Here is a 24,051-nt window from a genome sequence, read left to right on the forward strand (position 1 = left end):
TCCGCGAATTCCCTGCTACGCCCCTTGGGGCGGCCCGGCGGGAGGCAGCATGAGTGCGCTGCTCGACCCCGTGCACGTGCAACTCGCGGTCGACGGCCTGATCGCGGAGGCTGTGTCGCGCGCGGGCGGCCTGACCGCGTTCGGCGACGGACCGTATCGCGAAGCGCTCGACGTGATGTGCGCGTCGCTGATCGATGAAGCGAACCTGTCCGTGCGCGGCGCGGCCATGATGCGCGAGAAGCTCGTCGGCCAGCTCGTCAACCGGCTCATCGTCGAGGAATACTGCCGGCGCCATCCGGAGATCGAGGGCATCGCGATCGACGATCCGCTCGTGATCGTCGGCCTGCCGCGCACGGGCACCACGCTGCTGCAGCGGATGCTGGCGGTCGACCCGCGCTTTCATTCGGCCGCGTGGTGGGAAACCCGCTACCCGGCGCCGCTCGCCGGCGAGACGCTCGACGCGCCGACCGTGCGCATCGCGCGCGCGCAGGCCGAGGTCGCGCAGATGATCGACTGCATTCCGCAGATCCTGTCGATCCATCCGCTCGATGCGATGCTCGCGGACGAGGAGTTCATGCTGATGGAGCACGCGTTCGTCTGCGCGATGGATTCGTACGCGAACGTGCCGCGCTATACGGCGTGGCTCGCGCAGCAGGATCTCACGCCGGTCTATACGTACCTGAAACGGATGCTGCAGTTCCTGCAGTGGCAGAAGGCGCAGCGCGGCGTCGCGCCGGCCGCGCGCTGGCTGCTGAAGACGCCGCAGCACCTGCACGCGCTCGACGTGCTGTGCCGCGTGTTCCCGCGCGCGCAGGTCGTGCTCACGCATCGCGATCCGGCGCAGACGATTCCGTCGATCGCGAGCATGACGCATACGCTGTGGCAGATGTACGCGGACGATCCGGACCCGCGTGTCGTCGGTGCGCAATGGTGTGCCGGCATGGCGCGCGCGATCACCGCCGCGATGGCCGCGCGCGACGCGCTGCCCGCGCAACGGTTTCTCGACGTGCGCTTCGAGGACACCGTCGCGAACCCGCTCGGCGTCGCCGAGGCCGTCTACCGCTTCGCGGGGATGCCGTTCGGCGCGGACACGCGCGCGACGATGCAGGACTGGCTCGCGCGCAACGGCCGCGACAAGCGTGCCGCGCACGACTATTCGATCGCGCGCTTCGGCTTTACCGATGCGCAGCTCGCGCACGATTTCGCCGCGTATCGCGCGCGCCACCTGCAGGCGGGCGGCTGATCGCGCCGCGCTTGCCATACCCACCAGGAGACAAGCCATGTTGCTGAAGGACAAGATCGTCGTGATTTCCGGCATCGGGCCCGGACTCGGCGTGAAGCTCGCGGTCGAGGCTGCGCGCGAGGGCGCGCGGGGCGTCGTCGTTGCAGCACGCACCGCCGCGAAGCTCGATGACGCGGAGCAACGCATTCGCGAACTCGGCGTCGATTGCGACGTGCTGAAGCAGGTGACCGACATCACCGATCGCACGCAGTGCCGGCAGCTCGCGGACGCGGCCGTCGCGCAGTTCGGCCGGATCGACGCGCTCGTGAACAGCGCGTTCGTGCACGGCGCGTTTCCGGAGCCGGTCGATGCCGCGGACCTCGATGGCTGGCGCGCGGTGTTCGACACCAACGTGTTCGGCACGATGACGCTCACGCAGGAAATCGTGCCGCAGATGAAGCGGCAGCGGCGCGGCGCGATCGTGATGATCAACACGCAGGCGACCAGAAAGCCGTTTGCAGGCGAAGCCGGCTACGCTGTATCGAAGGGCGCGCTCGCGGTTGCTGCAAAATACCTGGCACGTGAGCTCGGCGCGCACGGGATCCGCGCGAACAGCATCCACATGGGGTGGATGTGGGGCGTGCCGACCCAGACCTACTTCCGCCAGGCGGCGGCCGAGCACGGGATGACCGACGAGCAGATCATCGCGCCGATCGCGTCGAACCTCGCGCTCGCGCGCCTGCCGACCGACGACGACTGCGCGCGTGCCGCGCTGTTCCTTGCGTCCGATTACGCGAACGCGGTGACGGGCGCGACGCTCGACGCGAACGGCGGCGATTTCATGCCCTGACGAATGGAGAAGCAGACGATGCAGGCAAACGATCAGGCACATGATCACGCACATGATCACGCAAACGACGGCGGGCAGCACTTCTTCGCGTTCAACGGCGACGCGGACGGCCTGTGCGCGCTTCAGCAACTTCGGCTCGCCGAAGGCGGGCGGGGCACGCTCGTCACCGGCGTGAAGCGCGACGTGCGCCTCGTCGCACGCATCGACGCGCGCGCGGGCGACCGGATCACCGTGCTGGACGTGTCGCACGACCAGAATCGCGAGGCCGTCGCGAAGCTGCTGAACGACGGCGTCGCGATCCGCTATTTCGACCATCACTTCGCGGGCGACCTGCCGGACGATCCGCGTTTCGACGCGCACATCGACACGGCGGCGGACGTGTGCACGAGCATGCTCGTGAACCGCCGCCTCGGCGGCCGGCATGTACGCTGGGCGATCGTCGCGACGTTCGGCGACGAGCTGCCGGCGCTCGGCGACGCGCTCTCGCGCGCGCACGGGATCGGCGAAGCGGACACGCGCACGTTCGCGGAGCTCGGGCATTACCTGAACTACAACGCGTATGGCGATTGCGTCGGCGATCTGCACTTCGATCCGGCGGCGCTTGCCGATGCGATGCTGCCGTGCGCGGATCCGCTCGACTTCGTGCGCGGCACGCCGGTGTTCGCCGCGCTGCGCGACGGCTACCGCGATGACATGGCACGCGCATCCGCGCTCGCGCCGCTGCGCGACGTGCCGGGCGCGACGCTGATCCGGATGCCAGATCACGCGTGGGCGCGGCGCGCAACGGGGATGCTCGCGAACGAGCGGATGCGCAGCCAGCCGGGCGCCGCGCTCGCGGTGCTGTCGCCGCGCGCGGACGGCGGGCTCGTCGTCAGCGTGCGCGTGCCCGACGGCCGCGCGCTCGGCGCCGACGATTTCTGCCGCGGCTTCGCGACGGGTGGCGGCCGCAAACGGGCGGGTGGCATCAACCACCTGCCGGAAACGGAGTTCGACGCGTTCGTCGCACGTTTCGAGGCTGCGTTCAGGATCGACTGACATTGCGTTGCGTTGCGTTGCGTTGCGTCGCGTCGCGTCGCGTTGCGTTGCGTTGCGTCAGGTCACGCCCCGTCACGCCACGCCGCGCCGCGCCACGTCACGCCACGCCACGCCACGCCACGCCACGCCACGCCGCGCCGCGCCACCCACGTCAGGGCAGGTCAGGTCGCACCGCGTCGCGCCGCGCGGCCTCCGCGCGGCGCGAGTCCCTTGCTCAACCGGTCGCGAACGCGGCCGGCACGTGTCTTCACTCACGCTCGCTTGCGGCTGCGCGCCGCGTTCAGCGCTTCGGCGCGCGCCTTCACGTCGAGCGCGCACTGGTCGAAGCCGCGCTTCACCCACGCGCCGTGGTTGCGCATGATCGTGTCCGCATTGACGCCGAGGAACTGGTCGGTCGTGAAGTAGCGGCAGTGCCCGGGGCCATCTGCGTCGATGTACTGGTCGCGGCGTGCGGCGTCCTTGTTGTCGTCGGTCGGGCGCTGTTCCCATGACAGCAGGCGTTCGGGCTCGTACGCGACGAGGGTTTCGTTGACGGGGATCACGTCGCCGGTGCCCGGAATCCGCACCTGCATGCAGACGAGATCGCCGAGGCGGCCGGTCGTTTCGAGGCCGACGCAGAAGGTGTTCCATTCGGCATAGCGCGGGAAGTCGGTCAGCACTTCCCAGACGACCGACGCGGGGGCGTCGATGTCGACGGTGATCGAGGTGACGAGATTGGCGGCTTTGGTCATGGCGGCGAGATGGGTCGGGTAGGGTCGCGGCAGTGGCGCGAAAACGGTGCGGAATTGGCGCGTGCTGCCACGGCAGTCGGGATCGAATGCGCGGGTGCGGCGGGCAGCGTTTGCATGCCGCCGGCGCCGGCGCGCCTGGCGGGCACGTGCGGAGTGCGGCGCGCGGCATTGGCCGGCGCGCGCCGCACATCGCGACATGCCCGACGTCGAGCGTAGGCTGTCGCACGCCGCCAAAAATCGTCGGAATGGACTAAGGCGTTTTACGGGGGAGGGGGCGTGGCCCACGGCGCCGCGGCGATCCACGCGCCTGGACCGTGTCGACGTCGGGGCTCGCGGCGGCCGGCATCCGGCTCGGCGTCGACTATCCGGCGCCGCTCGTCGACCACGAAGCGGCACGGCGGCGCGCACTCGACGCACTGGCCACGCTGCCGTTGAGCCGCTGACGCGGTGTCGGTTTTCAGGTGCAGAACGCGACGTGCTCGAGCACCGCGAACGCGACGCCCGGCTCGAAGTACGCGGCGCCGCACCACGCGACGAACGCGAGCGCGCCGGCCGCGAGCGCGGCGCGGATCACGCCCATGCCGGCTTGCCCTGCGCCGCGCGGGCGACACGCGCATCGTCGATCGGCAGGTGCAGCAGCGCGGCGAGCACGCCGAGCGCGATCGAGCCGATCCACAGCGGCAGATACGAGTGCATTGCGTCGTACACGACGGCGCCGAGCCATACGCCGAAGAAGCTGCCGAGCTGGTGCCCGAAGAACACGAAGCCGAACAGCGTCGCGATGTAGCGCACGCCGAACATCTGCGAGACCACGCCGTTCGTCAGCGGCACCGTGCCGAGCCACGTGAATCCCATCACGGCCGCGAACGCATAGACGCTCGCCGGCGACAGCGGCACCGCGACGAACGCGGCCATCGCGAGCGCGCGCACGAGGTACAGCACGGACAGCACGTACTTGCGGCGCAGCAGCCCGCCGAGGTGGCCGCACGCATAGGTGCCGGCGACGTTGGTCAGCGCGATCAGCGCGAGCGCGACGCTCGCGTGGCGGGCCGGCAGCCCGTGATCGAGCAGATAGGCGGGCAGGTGCGTCGCGATGAATGCGAGCTGGAAGCCGCACGCGAAGAAGCCGGCGTTGAGCAGCCAGAAGCCGCGGTGCGAGAACGCCTCGCGCACCGCATCGGCAATCGACTGCTCGTGCTCGCGCGCGCCGGCCGCATGCGCGGGACGGTCGCGCAGCAGCGCGGCGAGCGGCGCGAGCACGACGGCGACGAGCGCGAGCGCGACGAACGCATGCATCCAGCCGATGCCGCCGATCAGGCCCTGCGCGACCGGCACCATGCAGAACTGGCCGAGCCCGCCGATCGCGCCCGCGACGCCGAGCGCCCAGCCGCGCTGCTCGGCCGGGAACAGGCGGCTCAGCGCGCCGTAGATCGCGGCGAACGCGGAGCCCGACAGCGCCATGCCGATCACGAGCCCGGCGCCGACCGTGAAGAGGCCGGGCGATGCCGCATGCGCCATCGTCACGAGCCCGAGCGCATACAGCAGCATGCCGACGACGATCACGCGTGGCGAGCCGAAGCGGTCGGCGATCATCCCGGTGAACGGCTGCGCGACGCCCCAGACCAGGTTCTGCAGCGCGAGCGCGAGGCCGAACGCTTCGCGCGACCAGCCGTGATCGAGCGTGACGGGCGCGAGGAACAGGCCCTGCACGTGGCGGATGCCGAGCGCGGCGCCCATGATCAGGCCGCCGGCGAGGACGGGTAGCCAGCGGGTTCGGAACTCGTGCGTGAGCGGGGTCATCGGGCGTCTCCGGGAGGTCGGCGGCGCGCGGCGGAAAGGGCGCGCGAACGGTTCGATTAGACGGCGCGCCCGCCGCGACGCTCAAGCGATCATTCGGTCAGGTTCGCATGCGTGCGGCGCATGTGACGGGTCGCGTGCCCGCTCAGCCCCGTGCCGCATCGTGCGCGCGCATCACCGCATCGCATTCGGCGGCCTCCGCACAGATCCAGTCGCGCACCTCAGCCACCTCGCGCCGCGGCGCGGGATCGCGCTGGAACAGCCAGTAGCCGTAGCTGTTCTGCGGCACCGGCGCGCGCGGGCCGAGCACCGCGAGGCGGCCGTCCGCGAGCATCGGCGCGACGAGCGCGAGCCGCCCGAGCGCGATGCCCTGGCCGGCGATCGCCGCCTGGATCACCTGGTCGTACTGGTTGAAGCGCAGCACGCCTTTCGGGCGCGCGTCGCCGAGCCCGGCCGCGCGCAGGTGGTCGAGCCAGCGCAGCTGCGTGAGCGGCGGCCCGTCGAATTCGAGCAGCACGTGGCCCGACAGCGCGGCGGCATCCGCGATCGGCCGCGCGGCGAGCGCCGGGTGCGCGACCGGCAGCACGGTCTCGTCGAACAGGTGCCGGGCGCCCGCCGGCGCGCGATCGCGCGGACAGTAGCGGATCCCGAGGTCGATGCCTTCGGCGGGCAAATCGAGTACCTTGTCATTCGCGGCGACGCGCAGGTCGACGTCCGGCAGGCGCGCCTGCAGCCGGCCGAGCCGCGGCAGCAGCCACAGCGCGGTGACGCCGATGCTCGCGGTGATCGTGACGGGCTGGCGCTCGCGCGCGGCGGCGAGCGTGCCGATGGTGTCCTGCAGGCTGCGCAGCGCCGCGTCGGCGATGCGGAACAGGCGTTCGCCCTCGGGCGTGAACGCGATCTTCCGGTAGCCGCGCTCGAGCAGCGCGACGCCGAGGTGTGCCTCGAGCGCATGCACCTGGCGGCTGACGGCGGACTGGGTCACGCACAGATCCTGTGCGGCGAGCGTGATGCTCATGCGGCGGCCGACCGCGACGAAGCCGCGCACGAGATCCAGCGACGGGAGACGGACGAGAGGCGTTGACATGCGTCGGACTCATGCGAACGGAGCAGGAAGATTGGTTGAGATCGCGCGCCGCGTCAAGTTCAATGGAGGCGGACGGGGCCGCGCGCACAGGCGGCCGATGGCAGCCACGATGAGCCGGGCATCCGGCTCGAGCCTGGAGACAAGATGATGAATTCGAACCAGACGGTCCGCGAACGGCGCGACGACCGCCCCGCGGACCCGTTGCCGCCGGAGCCGGTGACGCTGCACGCGGCGGACGGTTATGCGCTGCGCGGCCACGTATGGCGGCATCGCGCCGGCGCGGCGGGGCGGCCGGTCACGGTCGTGAACTGCGCGACGTCGGTGCGTTGCGACTATTACTTCCGCTTTGCCGCGTGGCTGTATGCGCACGGGCACGATGTGCTCGTCTACGACTATCGCGGCATCGGCGGGTCGCGTCCTGCGCGGCTCGCGGGCCTGCGCGCGAACTGGCTCGACTGGGGGCGGCTCGACTGCGAGGCCGCGCTGCAGCATGCACGCGACAGGTTTCCCGGCCAGCCGATCGATGTCGTCGCGCACAGCATCGGCGGTTTCGCGCTCGGGCTCGCGCCGTCGAACGTGCATGTGCGGTGCGTGCTGACGGTCGGCGCGCAGTACGCGTACTGGCGCGACTACTTGCCGCTGGAGCGGCGCCGCATGTGGTGGAAGTGGCACGTCGCGATGCCGGCGCTCGCGGCGGTCTGCGGGTATGTGCCCGCGAAGCGTCTCGGCTGGATGGAGGACACGCCGCGCGGCGTCGCGCTATCGTGGGCGCGCTCGCAGCCGCGTTTCGAGGAGGGCTACACGCGCGGCCCGCATGCGGAGAGCGTCGCGAGCCGCGCGGAACTGCCCGCGCGCTTCGCGGCGCTGAGCGCGCCGATGCTCGCGATCGGCCTCGACGACGACGCGTTCGGCACCGTCGCCGCCATCGAGCGGCTGATCGGCTACTACACGGGCAGCGACGTGACGCATCTGCGGATCGCGCCGCGCGATATCGGCGTCGACGCGATCGGGCACTTCGCGTTCTTTCACAGCCGCTTCGCCGATACGCTGTGGCCCGTTGCGCTGCACTGGCTGCAGCATGGCGCGCTGCCGGCCGATGCACCGGGCGTCGTCCATGCGCGGCATGACGCGGCGCGCACGCGGCATGAACACGGCGGGGTGGCCGCGAACGGCTGAACGGCTACAGGGCTACAGGGCTACAGGGCTACAGGGCTACACGGCTACACGGCTACACGGCTATACGGCTATACGGCTATACGGCGGGCGCCGCGAGCTTCTGCACAGCAGACCGCGCGGCGCCCGCTCCCATCGCAATCGATTAACATCGGGCGTTTCGCTCCGCAGGCCACGCGTCGATGTCTATCCCGTCCGCTCCCGATTCCGGCTCCGTCACGCAGCGTGCCCATCGTGCATATGGCGCGCATGCGCTCGACGTGCCGCCGGCCGCGCGCCGCGCGGGCGTACAGGTCGTGCGCATCGATTTCGACTGGCGCGTGCCGCTCGCGTCGCCTGCGTATGCGGCGCTGAGCGACGCAGAGCGCGCGCGAGCCGGCCGATTCCTCCGCTGGGAGGACACCGTGCGCAGCGCCGCCACGCGCGCCGCGCTGCGCGACGTGCTCGGTCCGCAACTCGGCGTCGCACCGCATGCGGTCGCGCTCGTCGTCGGCGAGTCCGGCCGTCCGGCGCTCGATCACGCGCATCGCGCGCCGCTCGATTTCAACGTGTCGCATGCAGGCGATCACGCGCTGATCGCGTGGTCGCCTGCCTGCCGGGTCGGTGTGGACATCGAACGCTGCGGCCGCACGCTCGACTGGCGCGCACTGGCCCGCGAGGTCTGCACGTCGGCCGAAGCCGCGTATCTGGACAGCCTGGCGGCCCCCGCGCGCGCCGACGCGTTCATGCGCATATGGGCCGCGAAGGAAGCACTGCTGAAGGCGCTCGGCACCGGCATCGTCGGAGGGCTGCGCGCGTTTGCGGTCGTGCCGCCGCGCGATGCGGCGACGCCGTCGATGCTGGTCGTCGCGCCCGCGGCGCCGGCGGCCGGCGTCGCCGCGTTCGACGCCGCGTGGCTCGACGCGGCCTCCGGCTACGCGTCGTGTGTCGCGTGGACACGCGGCGGCTGATTCCCGACCCGATACCCGGGCTGAAATACGGGATGAAATACGGGCCAACACCCGCTCATTCGAGCGGCGCGCAGGCCGCGGCGCAGGCGGCGACGAGCGTCCAGCGGGCGAGCGGGGCGGCGAGCCGCGGCGGGGTATTCATGTCAGCGTCTCCGTAGCGTGCGGGGGTGATTCGTATGTTGCCAAAAAACAAAATTGCCGCAACATATGATGAATCCGGAACCGCGCAGCGCGATCCGGCAGGCGATTCCGGGCATCAGGGAAACTCCCGAGTCGAAATCGGTGAAAACTGGTTGTCTATACAAGTTGGGATGGCTACACTGCATCCATTCCGAACTTGTCTAGACAGGATTGCTCACATGATTACGCTCACCCCCGGCCACCTGACCCTCCCGCAACTGCGCAAGATCGCCCGCGAACCCGTCCAGCTCGCGCTCGACCCGGCGAGCTTCGCGAAGATCGACGCAGGCGCGAAGGCCGTCGCCGACATCGCCGCGAAGGGCGAGCCGGCATACGGCATCAACACGGGCTTCGGCCGTCTGGCCAGCACGCACATCCCGCACGACCAGCTCGAACTGCTGCAGAAGAACCTCGTGCTGTCGCATGCAGTCGGTGTCGGCGAGCCGATGGCGCGCTCGTCGGTGCGTCTGCTGATGGCGCTGAAGCTGTCGAGCCTCGGCCGCGGTCACTCGGGCATCCGCCGCGAAGTGATGGACGCGCTGATCAAGCTGTTCAACGCGGACGTGCTGCCGCTGATCCCGGTGAAGGGCTCAGTTGGCGCATCGGGCGACCTCGCGCCGCTCGCGCACATGTCGGCGGTGCTGCTCGGCGTCGGCGAAGTGTTCATCCGCGGCGAGCGTGCGAGCGCGGTCGACGGTCTGCGCGTTGCGGGCCTCGCGCCGCTGACGCTGCAGGCGAAGGAAGGCCTCGCGCTGCTGAACGGCACGCAGGCATCGACGGCGCTGGCACTCGACAACATGTTCGCGATCGAAGACCTGTACCGCACCGCGCTCGTCGCGGGCGCGCTGTCGGTCGACGCGGCCGCCGGCTCGGTGAAGCCGTTCGACGCACGCATTCATGAACTGCGCGGCCATCAAGGCCAGATCGACGCGGCCGCGGCCTATCGCGACCTGCTCGAAGGCTCGCCGATCAACCAGTCGCACCGCGACTGCGACAAGGTGCAGGATCCGTACAGCCTGCGCTGCCAGCCGCAGGTGATGGGCGCGTGTCTGGACCAGATGCGCCACGCGGCCGACGTGCTGCTCGTCGAGGCGAACGCCGTGTCGGACAACCCGCTGATTTTCCCGGATACCGGCGAAGTGCTGTCGGGCGGCAACTTCCATGCTGAACCCGTCGCGTTCGCGGCCGACAACCTCGCGCTCGCCGCATCGGAAATCGGCGCGCTGGCCGAGCGCCGCATCGCACTGCTGATCGACGCGACGCTGTCGGGCCTGCCGCCGTTCCTCGTGAAGGATGGTGGCGTGAACTCGGGCTTCATGATTGCGCACGTGACGGCAGCCGCCTTGGCGTCGGAGAACAAGACGCTCGCGCACCCGGCGTCGGTCGACTCGCTGCCGACCTCGGCGAACCAGGAAGACCACGTGTCGATGGCGACGTTCGCCGCACGCAAGCTCGCCGACATCGCGGACAACACGAAGCACATCCTCGCGATCGAACTGCTGGCCGCTGCCCAGGGCGTCGACCTGCGCGCGCCGTATCACACGAGCCCGAAGCTGGCGCCCGTGATGGAAACGATCCGCGGCAAGGTTGCGCACTATGAACTCGACCACTACTTCGCGCCGGACATCGCGGTGATCGCGAAGCTCGTCGGCGAGCGCGCGTTCGCGAAGGTCAGCCCGTTCTCGTTCGCATCGGAACAGTAAGGCGATGAGCGCACCGGTCTACCAGGAGATCAAGGATTTCATCCTGGCTCGCATTCATGCCGGCGAGTGGGCGGAGGGCGATCAGGTGCCGTCCGAGAACGAGCTGGCCCGCGAGTTCAAGGTCGCGCGCATGACCGTCAACCGCGCGCTGCGCGAGTTGACGGCCGAGCAGGTGATCACGCGCGTGCAAGGCGCGGGCACCTTCGTCGCGCGGCCGAAGTACGAGTCGACCCTGGTGGCGATCCGCAGCATTTCGGAGGAAGTCGCGGCGCGCGGGCATGCGTATCACGCCAGCGTGCTCGGCCTCGACACCGTGAAGGCCGACGAGGCGCTCGCGGACGAGATGCAGGTGGCGGTGCGCGCGAAGCTGTTCCATTCGCAGGTGCTGCACTTCGAGAACGAAGAGCCGGTGCAGCTCGAAGAACGGTGGGTGAATCCGGCGGTTGCGCCGGATTACGCCGAGCAGGATTTCACGAATACGACGCCGAACCAGTACCTGATGCGCGCGGCTCCGCTGCAGCGCGTCGAGTACCGGATCGAAGCGGCGGCTCCGGCGCCCGAGCGGCGCGAGCAGCTTCGGATGGACGACGTCGAACCGTGTCTGGTTTTACATCGGCGCACCTGGTCGCAGGGCGTCGTCGCCTCGGTGGCGAACTTGTGGCACCCCGGCAGCCGTTATCGCTTCACCGGGCATTTCTGATTCCTTATTGATATTCCTTTTCCTTCGGGAGCAGTCGTCATGAACCATCCGAAACACATCGATCCCCGTCTCGACCCGACGCGCACGATCCGCGCGCCGCGCGGCAGCGAGAAGACCTGCAAGACCTGGCTCGCGGAAGCAGCGTACCGGATGATCCAGAACAACCTGGATCCGGAAGTCGCCGAGCACCCGCACGCGCTCGTCGTGTACGGCGGCATCGGCCGTGCGGCGCGCAACTGGGAATGCTACGACCAGATCCTCGCGTCGCTGAAGGATCTCGAAGAGAACGAAACGCTGCTGATTCAGTCGGGCAAGCCGGTCGGTGTGTTCCGCACGCACAAGGATGCGCCGCGCGTGCTGCTCGCGAACTCGAACCTCGTGCCGCACTGGGCGAACTGGGACCACTTCCACGAGCTCGACCGCAAGGGCCTGATGATGTACGGCCAGATGACGGCCGGCAGCTGGATCTACATCGGCAGCCAGGGCATCGTGCAGGGCACCTATGAAACCTTCTTCTCGGTCGCGAACCAGCACTTCAACGGCGACCCGTCGGGCCGCTGGATCCTGACGGGCGGCCTGGGCGGCATGGGCGGCGCGCAGCCGCTCGCGGCGACGATGGCAGGCTTCTCGATGATCGCGGTCGAATGCGACGAAACGCGCATCGACTTCCGCCTGAAGACCCGCTACGTCGACAAGAAGGCGACGACCCTCGACGAAGCGCTCGGTATGATCGAGGAAGCGAAGCGCACCGGCAAGCCGGTGTCGATCGGCCTGCTCGGCAACGCGGCCGACGTGTTCGCGGAACTCGTCACGCGCGGCATCACGCCGGACTGCGTGACCGACCAGACGAGCGCGCACGACCCGATCAACGGCTACCTGCCGCAAGGCTGGACCGTCGCGCAATGGCGCGAAGCGCAGAAGGTCGATCCGCAAAGCATCGTGAAGGTCGCGAAGCAGTCGATGGCCGTCCAGGTGCGCGCGATGCTGGCGCTGCAGGAACGCGGCGCGGCGACGCTCGACTACGGCAACAACATCCGCCAGATGGCGCTCGAGATGGGTGTCGAGAACGCGTTCGACTTCCCGGGCTTCGTACCGGCATACATCCGCCCGCTGTTCTGCGAAGGCAAGGGCCCGTTCCGCTGGGTTGCGCTGTCCGGCGATCCGGAAGACATCTACAAGACCGACCAGAAGGTCAAGGAACTGATCCCCGACGATCCGCACCTGCACAACTGGCTCGACATGGCGCGCGAACGCATCGCGTTCCAGGGCCTGCCGGCACGGATCTGCTGGGTTGGCGTGAAGGATCGCTATCGCCTCGGCCAGGCGTTCAACGAGATGGTGAAGAACGGCGAACTGAAGGCGCCGATCGTGATCGGCCGCGATCACCTCGACACCGGCTCGGTCGCCAGCCCGAACCGCGAAACGGAAGCGATGAAGGACGGTTCGGACGCAGTCAGCGACTGGCCGCTGCTGAACGCGCTGCTGAACACCGCGGGCGGTGCATCGTGGGTGTCGCTGCACCACGGCGGCGGCGTCGGCATGGGCTTCTCGCAGCACTCGGGCGTCGTGATCGTCGCTGACGGCACCGCTGAAGCGCACGAGCGTCTCGGCCGCGTGCTGCTGAACGACCCGGCGACGGGCGTGATGCGCCATGCGGACGCCGGCTACGAACTCGCGCAGCAGACGGCCCGCGAAGCCGGCCTGAAGCTGCCGATGCTCGGCCGCTGAGCATGACGGCGCTCGACCAGGCGCCGGTGGCCGCCGCGCTGATCCGCGCGGCGGATCTCGTTGCGTCGCCGTGGAAGAACGGCGGCGGCGTGACGCGCGAGATCGCCGCCTTTCCTCCCGGCGCCGCGCTCGACGCGTTCGCGTGGCGCGTGAGCGTCGCGGACGTCGCCGCGGCGGGGCCGTTTTCGCGCTTTGAAGGGATCGACCGCACGCTGGTGCTGCTGTCCGGCGCGGGCATGACGCTCGCGGTCGCCGACGGCGCCCGCCACGTGCTCGATGCGCCGCTCGAGCGCGCGGATTTCGCGGGCGAGACGGCGATCGACGCGACGCTGCATGACGGCCCGACGCGCGACTTCAACCTGATGACGCGCCGCGCGACGACGCGCGGGACGGTCGCCGCGTGGCACGCCGGTACGCATCGCGTGGCACGCGCCGACACCGTGCTGCTGTACTGCGCGACGGGCACGGTGCAGGTCGTGATCGACGGCGCCACCGACGGCGCCACCTTTACGCTGGAAGAAATGGACACGCTGCGACTCGACGGGCCGCAGCGTGCGTTTGACGTCGCGGTGAGCGGCGACGGCGCGCTGCTCGCCGTGTCGCTCGAGGCCGCCGGATCAGACTGAACGCATGAAACCGACTGTTTGGCATCACCTGAGGCTGTGTCCGCACGGCCATCCCGACGAGTCGATCGACGACGCGGCGATCGCTGTCGACGAAACCGGCACGATCGTCTGGCTCGGCGCGTTCTCCGCGCTGCCGCACGACTATGCGCACTGGACGCGCGAAGACCTGCACGGCGCGTGGGTGACGCCGGGCCTCGTCGATTGCCACACGCACCTCGTGTACGGCGGCACGCGCGCGGACGAATTCGCGCAGCGCCTCGCGGGCGTCAGCTACGAGGAAATCGCGCGGCAGGGCGGCGGCATTGTGTCGACGGTGCGCGCGACGCGCGATGCCGACGAGGCGACGCTGTTCGTGCAGGCCGCAGCACGCCTGCAGCCGCTGCTCGCGGAAGGCGTGACCGCGATCGAGATCAAGTCGGGCTACGGGCTCGACCTCGCGAGCGAGCGCAAGATGCTGCGCGTCGCGCGACTGCTCGGCGAGCGCTTCCCGGTGACGGTCTACACGACGTTCCTCGGCGCGCACGCGCTGCCGCCCGAATACGCGGGGCGCGCGGATGCATACATCGACGAAGTGTGCGAGCGGATGCTGCCGGCGCTGGCCGACGAAGGCCTCGTCGACGCGGTCGACGTGTTCTGCGAGCGCATCGGCTTTTCGCTCGCGCAGACCGAACGCGTGTTCGAGGCCGCGGCGCGGCGCGGGCTGCCGGTCAAGCTGCATGCGGAACAGCTGTCGAACGCGGGCGGCACCGCGCTCGCCGCGCGCTACCGCGCGCTGTCCGCCGACCACCTCGAATTCCTCGACGAAGCGGGCATCGAAGCGATGAAGGCGGCCGGCACGGTCGCCGTGCTGCTGCCCGGCGCGTACTACTTCATTCGCGAGACGCAGTTGCCGCCGCTCGACCTGCTGCGCAAGCACCAGGTGCCGATCGCGCTCGCGACCGACCATAACCCCGGCACGTCGCCGCTCGAGTCGCTGCTGCTGACGATGAACCTCGGCTGCACGCTGTTCCGCATGACGGTGCCTGAAGTGCTGCAGGGCGTCACGCGACACGCGGCCGCGGCGCTCGGCCGCGCGGACCGGCACGGCGCGCTCGAAGTCGGCCGCCAGGCTGATTTCGCGGTGTGGTCGGTCGGCTCGCTCGCGGAACTCGCTTACTGGATCGGCCGCCCGCTGTGCGAGCAGGTCGTGCGCGGCGGGACGACCGTGTTTCGCCGCACGAACGGATAGCATTGCATGGGACCGGACCAAGCGCTGACGCGCGAAGTCTGGTCGACCGCCACGGGGCTGGAGCAAGCGCTGAAGCGCTCACTCGGGCCAATCGCGGCATGGGACCAGACCAAGCGCTAAAGCACCAGGTCTGGTCGACATAGGACACACGATGACCGAAATGACGTTGTTCGCGGCGCACGCGTATCTGCCTGACGGCTGGCGCCGCAACGTGCTGCTGCGCTGGGATGCGGCGGGCACGCTGACCGAGGTGACGCCCGACACCGACGCGCCCGCCGGCGTCGCGCGCGCGGCGGGCCCCGTGCTGCCCGGCATGCCGAACCTGCACTCGCACGCGTTCCAGCGCGCGATGGCGGGGCTGACCGAATACCGCGCGAACCCGTCCGACAGCTTCTGGAGCTGGCGCGACCTGATGTACCGCTTCGCGCTGAAGATCACGCCCGAAGCGCTCGCGGCGGTCGCGCGCTGGCTGTATGTCGAGATGCTGAAGTGCGGCTACACGTCGGTGTGCGAATTCCATTACGTGCATCACGCGCAGGACGGCGCGCGCTATCCGCAGATCGCCGAGCTCGGCACCCGCGTGATCGACGCGGCGCGCGCGGCCGGCATCGGCATCACGATGCTGCCCGTGTCGTACCAGTTCGCGGGCTTCGGCAACAAGCCGCCGCGCGACGACCAGCGCCGCTTCATCAACACGCCCGACGGCCTGCTCGAGCTGCTCGACGCGATGCGCCGCGTCGCGCCCGAGAACGGCGCGCTGCGCTATGGCGTCGCGCCGCATTCGCTGCGCGCGGTGTCCGAAGCCGGGCTGCGCACGCTGCTCGACGGGCTGCCCGACGATGCGCCCGTGCACATCCACATCGCCGAACAGACGGCCGAAGTCGACGACTGCGTGCGCACGCATGGCGCGCGGCCCGTGCAATGGCTGCTCGATCGCTTCGACGTCGATGCGCGCTGGTGCCTCGTGCATGCGACGCACGTCGACGCGGCCGAGACCGCCGAGCTCGCCAAGCGTCGCGCGGTCGCGGGCCTGTGCCTGACGACGGAAGCGAACCTGGGCGACGGCGTGTTCCCGGCCGTCGACTATCTCGCGCAAGGCGGCGTGATCGGCATCGGCTCCGACAGCCATGCGTCGGTCGACTGGCGCGCGGAGCTGCGCCTGCTCGAATACGGGCAGCGTCTCGTGCATCGCGCGCGCAACGTGCTGGCGAGCGACACGCAGCCTTACGTCGCGGATCGCCTGTTCGACGCGTCGCTCGCAGGCGGCGCGCAGGCAAGCGGGCGGCACATCGGCGCGCTGCGCGCGGGCTGCCGCGCCGACTGGCTCGTGCTCGACCCCGATCATCCGGCGATCGCCGAGCATGACAGCGCCGCATGGCTGTCCGGTGCGGTGTTCGCCGAGCACGGCGACACGCCGGTGCGCGACGTCTATACGGGCGGCGAGTGCGTCGTGCGCGAACGCCGCCATCGCGACGAAGCCGCCGCGTATGCCGATTACCGCGCCGCGCTGGCGCAACTGCTGCGCTGACGCGCGGCACCCGGCGCGCGCCGCGGGGCGCGAGCCGTCCGACCGACACGGTGAACCGACATGACCGACCAACCGGCTGTATTCACGCTGAAGCAGGGCACGCTGCCGCTGCTGATCTCGATTCCCCATGCGGGCACGTTCATTCCCGACGACATCGCGGCGACGATGACGCCCGACGCGCGCTTCGTCGACGACTGCGACTGGCACCTCGAACGCCTGTACGGCTTTGCCGTCGCGCTCGGCGCATCGGTGCTCGTGCCGTCGCACGCGCGCTACGTCGTCGACCTGAACCGGCCGCCCGACAACGAGAACCTGTACCCGGGGCAGGACACGACCGGGCTCGTGCCGGTCGACACGTTCGACAAGGCGCCGCTCTATCCGGCGGGCGCGTTGCCGGGCAACGACGAGATCATGCGCCGCCGCGACCGCTACTGGCGGCCGTACCACGACGCGCTGCAGGGCGAGGTCGCGCGCCTGAAGCGCGAGCACGGCCGCGCGCTCGTGTGGGAGGCGCACTCGATCCGTTCGCACGTGCCGCGCTTCTTCGACGGGCGGCTGCCGGACTTCAACTTCGGCACCGCGAACGGCGCGAGCGCGGCGTCCGGCCTGGCTGAAGCGCTGGCCGAGTGCGTGATCGCACACGGCGGCTTTACGGCCGTCGCGAACGGCCGCTTCAAGGGCGGCTACATCACGCGTCACTACGGCATGCCCGACACGGGCGTGCAGGCCGTGCAGCTCGAGCTCGCGCAGATCACCTACATGGAAGAGACGCGCCCTTATGCGTACGACGAAGCGCGCGCCGCACGGGTGTCGCCGCTGTTGCAGACGCTCGTCGAAACGGCGCTCGCCTATCGCTGAGCGCGACGCAGAACGGGCTTGCGCGCCCGCACCGAGACAAGCGGCATCGATTCTCCAGATCGATGCCGCTTTTGTTTGGTTCAGGGTTAATACCGACGCTGACACCGGAAATTTGACGCAATTTCCAGGTGATATAAGCTGAATGTCAGGCAGTCGTCACATGTGCCTACATCAATCAGTCAGTCGAGTACGATCGTGAAAGCCGCAAGCCCTTCGAAACGCCGGACGCGAAGTCCGTCGGCGGGCGCGCCGCATCGCACCGGTCCCATCCGGCATGCCGATCGCGGTGCGCGGTTCGCCCCCTCCAGCCCGCCCCGCGTCATCGTCATGTCCCGCCGCGGCCTGCGCCGCTTCAATCTCGTGGCCACTCGCGCGTTCAGCGCGGTTCAGTGCGACGGCAGCGCGTCGTTGTTGCCCTAGCGTCCTTTGCTTCGTCCGTTCCGGGTCGTACCAGCATGCTGCGCGGCGTCGTGCGTGCGGCGGGGTGGCACGCGTGTGTGCGTCGACGGTGTACGGCGGTCCGCCCGAGCGGCGTCGCGAACGTTCGCGCACGGGCGGCGCATTGCGTCGCCTGACGCTGCAAGTCAGCGCTCCGGCACGGGAGGAGAGGCGATGATGCGTCCGCGTCCCGTCGTCGCCGTGACCGCCGATCGCACGATGCGCGGCGCGCATCCGAGCCATGCGGCGGGCGAGAAGTACCTTGCCGCGCTCGTCGATGGCGCCGGCGTGCTCGCCTTCGTGCTGCCTGCGCTCGGCGTGCGCCAGCCGATCGATGCGCTGGTCGCCGCGGTCGACGGGCTGCTGTTTACGGGCAGCTATTCGAACGTCGAGCCGCATCGTTACGGCGGGGCCGAGAGCGCGCCCGGCACGCTGCACGATCCTGCGCGCGATGCGACCGCGCTGCCGCTGATGCGCGCGGCGATCGACGCCGGCGTGCCCGTGCTTGCGATCTGCCGCGGCATGCAGGAGATGAACGTCGTCTACGGCGGCACGCTGCATCAACGGCTGCATGCGACCGCGGGTTTCGCCGACCATCGCGAGCGGCCGGCCGATCCGCTCGAGTCGCAATACGGACCCGCGCACGTCGTGCGCTTCGCGACCAACGGCATGCTGCAGCGGATCGCGCGCGGCGCGCCTGACGCGACGGTGAATTCGCTGCACGACCAGGGCATCGCGCGGCTCGGCGCGGGCCTGATCGTCGAGGCTACCGCGCCCGACGGGCTGATCGAGGCGATCAGCGTGCGCGGCGCGCGCGCGTTCGCGCTCGGCGTGCAATGGCATCCCGAATGGCGCTACGCCGAGCAGCCGCTGTCGCGCGACATTTTCGCGGCATTCGGCGCGGCGTGCCGTGCGCGCATGACGCATCGTATCCACGCGGCCCAGCGCGGCGACATCGCGCTGCCGGCCGTACCTGACGTCGACTGAAAGAGGCCGATCATGCAACCCGAACTGGGCGAATTCCTGAGACAGCATCGCATCACCGAGGTCGAGGCGATCATTCCGGACATGGCCGGCATTGCGCGCGGCAAGATCATTCCGCGCAACAAGTTCGAGTCCGGCGAATCGATGCGCCTGCCGCAGGCCGTGATGGTGCAGACCGTCACCGGCGACTACCCGGAAGACGGCACGCTGACCGGCGTCACCGATCCCGACATGGTGTGCGTGCCGGACCCGTCGACGATCTGCCTGGTCCCGTGGGCCGTCGATCCGACCGCACAGGTGATTCACGACTGCGTGCACTTCGACGGCTCGCCCGTCGAGATCTCGCCGCGCTACGTGCTGCGGCGCGTGCTCGACCTGTATCGCGCGAGAGGCTGGCAGCCGGTCGTCGCGCCCGAGCTCGAGTTCTACCTGGTCGACATGAACGCCGACCCCGACCTGCCGCTGCGTCCGCCCGTCGGCCGCACCGGGCGCGCGGAGACGGGCCGCCAGTCGTACTCGATCGAGGCCGTCAACGAGTTCGATCCGCTGTTCGAGGATATCTACGAGTACTGCGACATGCAGGGGCTCGACATCGAAACACTGATCCACGAAGTCGGCGCCGCGCAGATGGAGATCAACTTCGTGCACGGCGACGCGATGTCGCTCGCGGACCAGGTGTTCCTGTTCAAGCGCACGGTGCGTGAAGCGGCGCTGCGCCACAACATGTACGCGACGTTCATGGCGAAGCCGATGGAGCACGAGCCCGGCTCCGCGATGCACATTCATCAGAGCCTCGCGGATCCGCAGACCGGCATGAACCTGTTCTCCGACGCGAACGGCGACGCGACGCCGCTGTTCCGCAGCTATCTCGCGGGGCTGCAGAAGTACACGCCGGCGCTGATGCCGATCTTCGCGCCTTACATCAATTCGTATCGCCGGCTGTCGCGTTTCATGGCCGCGCCGATCAACGTGCAGTGGGGTTACGACAACCGCACGGTCGGCTTCCGCATCCCGCAGTCGAGCCCCGTCGCACGGCGCATCGAGAACCGCATTCCGGGCGTCGACTGCAATCCGTACCTCGCGTTCGCGGCGACGCTCGCAGCCGGCTATCTCGGCATCACGCAGCGGCTGGATCCCACCGAGCCGCTCGCGTCGGACGGCTACGACCTGCCGTACCAGCTGCCGCGCAACCTGGAGGAGGGGATCTCGCTGATGGCGGCATCCACGCCGCTCGCCGCGATTCTCGGCGACAAGTTCGTGAAGGCGTATCTCGCGTTGAAGGAAACCGAATACGAAGCGTTCTTCCGCGTGATCAGCTCGTGGGAGCGCAGGCATCTGCTGCTGCACGTGTGACGCGCGGCGCAGGCCGCGACGTCCAGGCATTCAGGAACCGAGGAGGACAGCATGACCGACCGCCTTGCACACTCGAGCGCCGCACCGCGCACGACCGCGCAGTATCGTGCGCTCGACGCCGCGCACCATATTCATCCGTTCTCCGACATGGGCGCGCTCAACCGCGCAGGCAGCCGCGTGATCGTGAAGGCCGACGGCGTCTACCTGTGGGATTCGGACGGCAACCGGATCATCGACGGGATGGCGGGCCTGTGGTGCGTGAACGTCGGCTACGGCCGTGCGGAGCTGATCGATGCGGCGGCGCGCCAGATGCGCGAACTGTCGTTCTACAACACGTTCTTCAAGACGACGCACCCGCCGGTGATCGAACTCTCCGCGCTGCTCGCCGACCTGGCGCCGCCGGGCTTCAACCACTTCTTCTATTGCAACAGCGGCTCGGAAGGCAACGACACCGTGCTACGCGTCGTGCACCAGTACTGGCGCGTGCACGGCAAGCCGCAGAAGAAATTCGTGATCTCGCGCAGGAACGGCTATCACGGCTCGACGATCGCGGGCGCGACGCTCGGCGGGATGGACTACATGCACGAGCAGATGTCGTCGAAGGTCGAGCATGTCGCGCACATCGACCAGCCGTATTTCTTCGGCGAAGCGGAAGCGGGCATGACGCCCGAAGCGTTCGGCCTCGCGCGCGCGCAGCAGCTCGAAGCGAAGATCCTCGAGCTCGGCGCGCAGAACGTGGCCGCGTTCATCGGCGAGCCATTCCAGGGCGCGGGCGGCGTGATCTTCCCGCCGTCGACGTACTGGCCGGAAATCCAGCGGATCTGCAGCCAGTACGACATCCTGCTCGTCGCGGACGAAGTGATCGGCGCTTTCGGCCGCACCGGCGAGTGGTTCGCGCACCAGCACTTCGGCTTCGAGCCGGACCTGATGACGCTCGCGAAAGGGCTGACGAGCGGCTATGTGCCGATGGGGGCGGTCGCGCTGCACGACCGGGTCGCGCAGGCGCTGATCGAGCACGGCGAATTCAATCACGGGATGACGTATTCGGGTCACCCGGTCGCGGCGGCAGTCGCGATCGCGAACCTGAAGCTGTTGCGCGATGACGGGATCGTCGCGCGCGTGAAGCGCGATATCGGGCCGTATTTCCAGCGCCGGCTGCGCGATGCGCTTGGGCATCATCCGCTCGTCGGCGAGATCGCCGGCGCGGGACTCGTCGCGGGCGTTCAGCTTGCGCGCGATCCGGCGCGGCGCGTGCGATTCGACAATGGTGGCGAAGTCGGCATGATCTGCCGCGACTTCTGCTTCAACGGCAACCTGATCATGCGTGCAACCGGCGACCGGATGCTGCTGTCGCCGCCGCTCGTGATCGGCGAAGGCGAGGTCGACGAGATCGTCGAGAAGGCGACGCGCGCATTCGATGCGACGGCGCAGCGGGTGGGCGTCTGAAGCGTGCGCGGCGCGGTCATGCGTTTGCCGCGACGGACCGGGCCACGCCGCAAACGGTTGTGCGCGCGGGAATCACTCGAGTGCGAAAGGCGCTTGCTCGAATGCCGTCACGCGTTCGGTCGACGATGACACGGCAGGCATGACACACGCCGCACCGAACGGGCTGGATATCGTCCGACGCGCTCAGCGTTTGCGGATCAGCCATTCGGGTGTGAGCTGGCTGCAGCTGTTGGCGCCCATCATGGCCATGTTCCGGTCGACCTCCTCGCGCAGCAGACGGATGGCGTGCGCAACACCCGCTTCGCCTGCCACGGCCGCGGCGTAATTGAAGGGCCGTCCGACGAACACCATGCGGGCGCCCAGCGCCAACGCCTTCAGCACGTCCGCACCGCGGCGAAAGCCGCTGTCGATCATCACCGGGTAATCGGCGCCCACGGCCTGCACCACGTCCTGCAGGATTCGCATCGGCGAGATGGCGCCGTCCAGCTGGCGGCCACCGTGGTTGGAAAGGATGATCCCGTCGGCGCCCATGTCGCGCGCGGTGACGGCATCGTCGACGCTGAGGATGCCCTTGATCACCAGGTCGCCCTGCCATTGCTGGCGGATCTGCCGCAGGTGGGTCCAGTCGAAGTGGTCGCGCGCGGAGAAATCGCGCAGCACGTTGGCGGAGAGGATCGGCGCGCCGCGCGTTGCAAAGGAATTCTCGAAGTGGGGCATGCCGTGCCTGAGCAGCGTGCGCGCGAAGGTGCGCAACAGCCAACGCGGTCGCGTCAGTCCGTCCCAGAGAAGGCGCGGGCTTGGGCGCAGCGGCGTGGAGAAGCCCGTGCGCACGTTGTTCTCGCGGTTGGCGGACACCGGAATGTCCACGGTGATCACGAGCGTACGGTAGCCCGCGCGCGCGACGCGCTCGAGCAACGCGCGGATGCGGTTGGCATCGCCCGGAAGGTACGCCTGGAACCACGTTCCCGGCGCGGCCGCGGCAACGTCTTCCAGCGGGATCAGCGACGAGCCGCTCATGATCGACGGGATTCCCGCGCACTGCGCCGCACGCGCGAGCACGATGTCGCCGCGATACGCCGACAGGGCATGGATGCCCATCGGCGCGACGCCGAACGGCGACGTATAGCGTCGTCCGAACAGTTCGACGCTCTGCTGCCGTTGGGAAACGTTGCGCAGCACGCGGGTGATGAGGCCGTATTCGTCGAACACCGCACGGTTGTCGTCACGCGTGCAGTTGTCTTCCGCTGCGCCGCTGACGTAACCGAAGATCGGGCGCGGCAGGATGCGACGCGCCTTGGCCTCGAAATCGTGCAGGCTCAGTACGTGCTGCAGCGTGCGCGGCGGCTTGCCAGTGCCGGCCTCGGGCCGGCTTGCTTCCGGGATCGGGAGGGGAATGGTGGTCATCTATGCGCTTTCCTGAATCGACACGGTCATTCTATGCACCCGGTGTATCGATAAAAAGCGATAATCTTTAAAGGATATCGTTCGATAAAAGCGAATAAACATGACCACTCCCACGCTCAAGCAACTCGACGCCTTCTACTGGGCGGCGACATGCGCGAATTTCTCGACCGCGGCGCAGCGCCTGCACCTGTCGATCTCGTCGTTGTCCAAGCGCATCAACGAACTGGAACAGGCGATCGGGCGCATGTTGTTCGACCGTAGCGGCCACCGGGCGGTGTTGACCGAGGACGGTGAAACGCTGCTGCCGGCCGCGGTCCGGGTGCTCGAGTCCGTGGCGGCGCTGCAGGATGCGTTCTCGAACGACCAGGGGTTGACCGGCCGCCTGCGCTTCGGCGTCGGCGAGCTGTCGGCGCTGACCTGGCTGCCTCGTTTCGTCGCGGCCGTGCAAAAGCTGCATCCGAAGCTGATGCTGGAGCCGTACGTCGACGTCGGCGCGGCACTTGAGGAGAAGGTGGATTCGGGGGAACTGGACTTTGCGGTGGTCGCGGGCCGTTCGTCGCGCGGCAGCATCCTGTCGCAGCCGGTGGCGGAAGCCCGGTTCGCCTGGATGGCTGCCGACAAGCTGGTCGGCGGCGAGCGCACGCTGACGCCGGCGTTGATCGCGAGCCATGCGCTCGTCATCCTGCCGTCCGGATCGGGGGTCACGCGCATCCTCGACGAATGGCTGCTGACCCGCGGCATCGACCATCCTCGACGCGTGACCTGCAACAACTGGAGTGCGGTGGCCGGCATGCTGCGCGAAGGCGTCGGCATCGGCTTCCTGCCCGCCGATTGGGCCGCTGCGCGAACGGGCAGCGGCCTCGTGCAGTTGACGAGCGAACCGCCGTTGTCGCCGCTTCACTATGCGTTCCAGTGGCGGCGCGGCGACATGCGCGGGCTGATTCCGTCGATGCTGTCGCTGGTGCGGCAGCACGCCGATTTTCGCTGACCGGGGCGGTGTCGCGCGTCAGGCGAACGTGCTGCCTTTCGC

At 69.1% G+C, this 24,051-nt stretch carries 22 protein-coding genes; 17 read left to right on the forward strand and 5 right to left on the reverse strand.

Going from position 1 to position 24,051, the window contains the following annotated elements; genetic code table 11:
* Positions 1-49 precede the first annotated feature (49 nt).
* The 3 genes from ACV22Z_RS08545 to ACV22Z_RS08555 are packed head-to-tail and all read left to right on the forward strand — an operon-like array spanning position 50 to position 3,107.
* Positions 50-1,243 (forward strand): sulfotransferase family protein, encoded by a 1,194-nt coding sequence (locus ACV22Z_RS08545; protein ID WP_448075890.1) that lies wholly within the window; start codon positions 50-52, stop codon positions 1,241-1,243.
* Between the two features lie 37 nt (positions 1,244-1,280).
* Complete coding sequence (locus ACV22Z_RS08550; protein ID WP_448075891.1) at positions 1,281-2,072, forward strand: SDR family oxidoreductase; 792 nt, start codon at positions 1,281-1,283, stop codon at positions 2,070-2,072.
* An 18-nt stretch (positions 2,073-2,090) separates the two neighbouring features.
* Positions 2,091-3,107: an acetyltransferase gene (locus ACV22Z_RS08555; protein WP_448075892.1), complete on the forward strand. Its 1,017-nt coding sequence runs from the start codon at positions 2,091-2,093 to the stop codon at positions 3,105-3,107.
* Positions 3,108-3,358: 251 nt separating this feature from the next.
* Here ACV22Z_RS08555 and ACV22Z_RS08560 read toward each other — a convergent pair whose 3' ends face one another.
* The gene (locus ACV22Z_RS08560) at positions 3,359-3,838 is read right to left on the reverse strand and encodes an SRPBCC domain-containing protein (protein ID WP_448075893.1); all 480 of its coding nucleotides are present in this window, start codon (positions 3,836-3,838) and stop codon (positions 3,359-3,361) included.
* A gap of 314 nt (positions 3,839-4,152) precedes the next feature.
* Between ACV22Z_RS08560 and ACV22Z_RS08565 the strand changes: the two genes are divergently transcribed.
* Entirely contained in the window at positions 4,153-4,281 is a 129-nt protein-coding gene (locus tag ACV22Z_RS08565) for a hypothetical protein (protein ID WP_448076400.1), read from the forward strand.
* Positions 4,282-4,295: 14 nt separating this feature from the next.
* Here ACV22Z_RS08565 and ACV22Z_RS08570 read toward each other — a convergent pair whose 3' ends face one another.
* From ACV22Z_RS08570 to ACV22Z_RS08580, 3 genes are all read right to left on the reverse strand, one after another.
* Complete coding sequence (locus ACV22Z_RS08570; RefSeq protein ID WP_448075894.1) at positions 4,296-4,418, reverse strand: hypothetical protein; 123 nt, start codon at positions 4,416-4,418, stop codon at positions 4,296-4,298.
* Complete coding sequence (locus ACV22Z_RS08575) at positions 4,409-5,638, reverse strand: MFS transporter (protein WP_448075895.1); 1,230 nt, start codon at positions 5,636-5,638, stop codon at positions 4,409-4,411. The genes ACV22Z_RS08570 and ACV22Z_RS08575 overlap by 10 nt, the downstream gene beginning before the upstream one ends.
* 142 nt (positions 5,639-5,780) lie before the next feature.
* Positions 5,781-6,722 (reverse strand): LysR substrate-binding domain-containing protein, encoded by a 942-nt coding sequence (locus ACV22Z_RS08580; protein ID WP_448075896.1) that lies wholly within the window; start codon positions 6,720-6,722, stop codon positions 5,781-5,783.
* 144 nt (positions 6,723-6,866) lie between these two features.
* Here ACV22Z_RS08580 and ACV22Z_RS08585 point away from each other — a divergent pair, with 144 nt between their 5' ends.
* The 12 genes from ACV22Z_RS08585 (at position 6,867) to ACV22Z_RS08640 (ending at position 21,617) form a co-directional block, all read left to right on the forward strand.
* Positions 6,867-7,898, forward strand: coding sequence for an alpha/beta hydrolase family protein (locus ACV22Z_RS08585; protein WP_448075897.1), 1,032 nt, complete (start codon positions 6,867-6,869; stop codon positions 7,896-7,898).
* A gap of 179 nt (positions 7,899-8,077) precedes the next feature.
* Positions 8,078-8,845, forward strand: coding sequence for a 4'-phosphopantetheinyl transferase family protein (locus ACV22Z_RS08590; protein WP_448075898.1), 768 nt, complete (start codon positions 8,078-8,080; stop codon positions 8,843-8,845).
* Positions 8,846-9,204: 359 nt separating this feature from the next.
* A complete protein-coding gene (gene hutH / locus ACV22Z_RS08595; protein ID WP_448075899.1) occupies positions 9,205-10,728 on the forward strand; it encodes a histidine ammonia-lyase in 1,524 nt (507 codons plus the stop codon).
* Between the two features lie 4 nt (positions 10,729-10,732).
* A complete protein-coding gene (gene hutC, locus ACV22Z_RS08600; protein WP_448075900.1) occupies positions 10,733-11,428 on the forward strand; it encodes a histidine utilization repressor in 696 nt (231 codons plus the stop codon).
* 39 nt (positions 11,429-11,467) lie between these two features.
* Positions 11,468-13,156, forward strand: coding sequence for a urocanate hydratase (hutU, locus tag ACV22Z_RS08605; protein ID WP_448075901.1), 1,689 nt, complete (start codon positions 11,468-11,470; stop codon positions 13,154-13,156).
* Between the two features lie 2 nt (positions 13,157-13,158).
* Positions 13,159-13,782 (forward strand): HutD/Ves family protein, encoded by a 624-nt coding sequence (locus ACV22Z_RS08610; RefSeq protein WP_448075902.1) that lies wholly within the window; start codon positions 13,159-13,161, stop codon positions 13,780-13,782.
* A 4-nt stretch (positions 13,783-13,786) separates the two neighbouring features.
* Complete coding sequence (gene hutI, locus ACV22Z_RS08615; protein ID WP_448075903.1) at positions 13,787-15,010, forward strand: imidazolonepropionase; 1,224 nt, start codon at positions 13,787-13,789, stop codon at positions 15,008-15,010.
* Positions 15,011-15,161: 151 nt separating this feature from the next.
* Positions 15,162-16,538, forward strand: a complete 1,377-nt coding sequence (locus ACV22Z_RS08620) for a formimidoylglutamate deiminase (protein WP_448075904.1) — start codon at positions 15,162-15,164, stop codon at positions 16,536-16,538.
* A gap of 60 nt (positions 16,539-16,598) precedes the next feature.
* Complete coding sequence (gene hutG / locus ACV22Z_RS08625) at positions 16,599-17,396, forward strand: N-formylglutamate deformylase (protein ID WP_448075905.1); 798 nt, start codon at positions 16,599-16,601, stop codon at positions 17,394-17,396.
* 615 nt (positions 17,397-18,011) lie between these two features.
* Positions 18,012-18,821 carry a gamma-glutamyl-gamma-aminobutyrate hydrolase family protein gene (locus ACV22Z_RS08630; RefSeq protein WP_448076375.1) on the forward strand — a complete coding sequence of 270 codons (810 nt, stop codon included), beginning with the start codon at positions 18,012-18,014 and terminating at the stop codon, positions 18,819-18,821.
* A gap of 12 nt (positions 18,822-18,833) precedes the next feature.
* Positions 18,834-20,171, forward strand: coding sequence for a glutamine synthetase family protein (locus tag ACV22Z_RS08635; RefSeq protein WP_448075906.1), 1,338 nt, complete (start codon positions 18,834-18,836; stop codon positions 20,169-20,171).
* Between the two features lie 51 nt (positions 20,172-20,222).
* Complete coding sequence (locus tag ACV22Z_RS08640; protein ID WP_448075907.1) at positions 20,223-21,617, forward strand: aspartate aminotransferase family protein; 1,395 nt, start codon at positions 20,223-20,225, stop codon at positions 21,615-21,617.
* A 183-nt stretch (positions 21,618-21,800) separates the two neighbouring features.
* Here the strand turns inward: ACV22Z_RS08640 and ACV22Z_RS08645 are convergent, their stop codons facing one another.
* Positions 21,801-23,021: an alpha-hydroxy acid oxidase gene (locus tag ACV22Z_RS08645; RefSeq protein ID WP_448075908.1), complete on the reverse strand. Its 1,221-nt coding sequence runs from the start codon at positions 23,019-23,021 to the stop codon at positions 21,801-21,803.
* A gap of 100 nt (positions 23,022-23,121) precedes the next feature.
* Here ACV22Z_RS08645 and ACV22Z_RS08650 point away from each other — a divergent pair, with 100 nt between their 5' ends.
* A complete protein-coding gene (locus ACV22Z_RS08650; RefSeq protein ID WP_448075909.1) occupies positions 23,122-24,009 on the forward strand; it encodes a LysR family transcriptional regulator in 888 nt (295 codons plus the stop codon).
* Positions 24,010-24,051 lie beyond the last annotated feature (42 nt).

Source organism: Burkholderia sp. PU8-34, from assembly GCF_053427725.1.

Coding starts and splice junctions, on each gene's coding strand:
- ACV22Z_RS08545 (WP_448075890.1), top strand. CDS start 50: ATGAGTGCGCTGCTCGACCCCGTGCACGTGCAACTCGCGGTCGACGGC.
- ACV22Z_RS08550 (WP_448075891.1), top strand. CDS start 1,281: ATGTTGCTGAAGGACAAGATCGTCGTGATTTCCGGCATCGGGCCCGGA.
- ACV22Z_RS08555 (WP_448075892.1), top strand. CDS start 2,091: ATGCAGGCAAACGATCAGGCACATGATCACGCACATGATCACGCAAAC.
- ACV22Z_RS08560 (WP_448075893.1), bottom strand. CDS start 3,838: ATGACCAAAGCCGCCAATCTCGTCACCTCGATCACCGTCGACATCGAC.
- ACV22Z_RS08570 (WP_448075894.1), bottom strand. CDS start 4,418: ATGGGCGTGATCCGCGCCGCGCTCGCGGCCGGCGCGCTCGCGTTCGTC.
- ACV22Z_RS08575 (WP_448075895.1), bottom strand. CDS start 5,638: ATGACCCCGCTCACGCACGAGTTCCGAACCCGCTGGCTACCCGTCCTC.
- ACV22Z_RS08580 (WP_448075896.1), bottom strand. CDS start 6,722: ATGTCAACGCCTCTCGTCCGTCTCCCGTCGCTGGATCTCGTGCGCGGC.
- ACV22Z_RS08585 (WP_448075897.1), top strand. CDS start 6,867: ATGATGAATTCGAACCAGACGGTCCGCGAACGGCGCGACGACCGCCCC.
- ACV22Z_RS08590 (WP_448075898.1), top strand. CDS start 8,078: ATGTCTATCCCGTCCGCTCCCGATTCCGGCTCCGTCACGCAGCGTGCC.
- hutH (WP_448075899.1), top strand. CDS start 9,205: ATGATTACGCTCACCCCCGGCCACCTGACCCTCCCGCAACTGCGCAAG.
- hutC (WP_448075900.1), top strand. CDS start 10,733: ATGAGCGCACCGGTCTACCAGGAGATCAAGGATTTCATCCTGGCTCGC.
- hutU (WP_448075901.1), top strand. CDS start 11,468: ATGAACCATCCGAAACACATCGATCCCCGTCTCGACCCGACGCGCACG.
- ACV22Z_RS08610 (WP_448075902.1), top strand. CDS start 13,159: ATGACGGCGCTCGACCAGGCGCCGGTGGCCGCCGCGCTGATCCGCGCG.
- hutI (WP_448075903.1), top strand. CDS start 13,787: ATGAAACCGACTGTTTGGCATCACCTGAGGCTGTGTCCGCACGGCCAT.
- ACV22Z_RS08620 (WP_448075904.1), top strand. CDS start 15,162: ATGACCGAAATGACGTTGTTCGCGGCGCACGCGTATCTGCCTGACGGC.
- hutG (WP_448075905.1), top strand. CDS start 16,599: ATGACCGACCAACCGGCTGTATTCACGCTGAAGCAGGGCACGCTGCCG.
- ACV22Z_RS08630 (WP_448076375.1), top strand. CDS start 18,012: ATGCGTCCGCGTCCCGTCGTCGCCGTGACCGCCGATCGCACGATGCGC.
- ACV22Z_RS08635 (WP_448075906.1), top strand. CDS start 18,834: ATGCAACCCGAACTGGGCGAATTCCTGAGACAGCATCGCATCACCGAG.
- ACV22Z_RS08640 (WP_448075907.1), top strand. CDS start 20,223: ATGACCGACCGCCTTGCACACTCGAGCGCCGCACCGCGCACGACCGCG.
- ACV22Z_RS08645 (WP_448075908.1), bottom strand. CDS start 23,021: ATGACCACCATTCCCCTCCCGATCCCGGAAGCAAGCCGGCCCGAGGCC.
- ACV22Z_RS08650 (WP_448075909.1), top strand. CDS start 23,122: ATGACCACTCCCACGCTCAAGCAACTCGACGCCTTCTACTGGGCGGCG.